Source organism: Microvirga aerilata (assembly GCF_016743775.1).
Classification (GTDB): domain Bacteria; phylum Pseudomonadota; class Alphaproteobacteria; order Rhizobiales; family Beijerinckiaceae; genus Microvirga; species Microvirga aerilata.
Window position 1 is genome coordinate 1 of the sequence record NZ_JAEQMY010000281.1, and the last position, 1331, is coordinate 1331.

At 58.5% G+C, this 1331-nt stretch carries 2 protein-coding genes; both read left to right on the forward strand.

What is annotated here, in order from left to right:
* The coding region (locus JKG68_RS32350; RefSeq protein ID WP_376773254.1) for a DUF6880 family protein at positions 1 to 513 on the forward strand (513 nt) is incomplete at its 5' end.
* A gap of 2 nt (positions 514 to 515) precedes the next feature.
* The gene (locus JKG68_RS32355; RefSeq protein WP_202066530.1) at positions 516 to 1103 is read left to right on the forward strand and encodes a hypothetical protein; all 588 of its coding nucleotides are present in this window, start codon (positions 516 to 518) and stop codon (positions 1101 to 1103) included.
* The last annotated feature ends 228 nt before the right edge of the window (positions 1104 to 1331 follow it).

Genomic DNA, 1331 nt, shown 5'->3' on the forward strand with positions numbered 1-1331 from the left:
GGGCGAGCGGATGAGGCGCAGGCGTTTCGTTGGGTCTGCTTTGAGCGCTCGCTCAGCCCGGAGCACCTGCGCTCCTACCTCAAGCGCCTGCCCGACTTTGAGGATCTTGAGGCTGAGGAGCGGGCCATCGCCCATGCATTGAGCCATACGAGCGTGCACCAGGCATTGAGTTTCTTGGTGACCTGGCCGGCTCTGGACCAAGCCGCGCACCTGGTACTTGCCCGTGCAGACGAACTCAATGGTGACTTCTACGAGATCCTGGCCCCGGCCGCGGCTGCGCTGGAGGCAAAACATCCTCTTGCGGCCACCGTTCTCCGCCGGGCCTTGATCGACTTTGCCCTGGAGCGGAACAGGACCAAGCGGTACCAGCACGCTGCTCGCCACCTCGAGGAGTGCGAGCACCTTGCTAACCGAGTTGAGGATTTCGGCAGGTTTGAGGCTCATGACGCCTACCTGAGACGCCTCAAACTCCAACACGGCCGCAAAACCTCGTTCTGGGGCCTGATCGCGTAAGAATGGCACGGCTGGTTCTGCTGCGCTGCCTTACCCAGCCAAGGCCATGTGAGAGGGATGCGAACGAAAGCAGCCGTATAGGGTCGATACTTGACGCCGAAACACAGCTTTGCTCAGGATTTCAACGAAGTTCGCGAGAAGAATACCGCATGAGCCCATCGTCACACTGGACCCTGTTCATCGCCCGGCCCGGAAGGGATCGGCAGCACGTCATCCGGGATCCTCAAGGCGAACCCCGGATCATCTTTGGGGAAGACGATGGTACGAGGATCAACGATCGCTTGGCCAGATATCTTGTCGCGAGCCTGAATGCGGGTCTCGAGGTAGAAGACCCGAATCCGGACGAGGGCTGGTTCTTGGACAACCGGGGAGACGGTGACGAGCAGGATCCAGCCATTCTCATCTGTGACCCTGATTTTGAAGTCAGGCTCGAGATCCTCGATACGCACTGCCTTGAAGAAGATCAGGCGCTCGGCCGAAGGATTGTAGCCTTGATCAACACCTACTTCGTCCAGAACAAGGCTTCACATCCAAGCGCCTCCCCCATTGGCTCTTCGACGGGAAAGCAGCAAACCGGATCCAAACGTTGAACAATGGAGCAGATGGAAGCGTGCTGGCCGAGCAACTATGACTTGGCCAAGTCACCGACTTCTTGTCAGAAGCCCCGTCAAAAATCATTTGGCCCGCTCGGTCTCTTGACCTTTGGAACAGGGTCGCTGCAGTGCAAGTGTCAACGTGCCACCGGCGTTAACTCCTCGTTGAGCATACTTCCCTCACATTGGCTGAGGTCCTCCAGGAGGTGGTGAGATGCGGGTGTT

Coding starts and splice junctions, on each gene's coding strand:
- JKG68_RS32355 (WP_202066530.1), top strand. CDS start 516: ATGGCACGGCTGGTTCTGCTGCGCTGCCTTACCCAGCCAAGGCCATGT.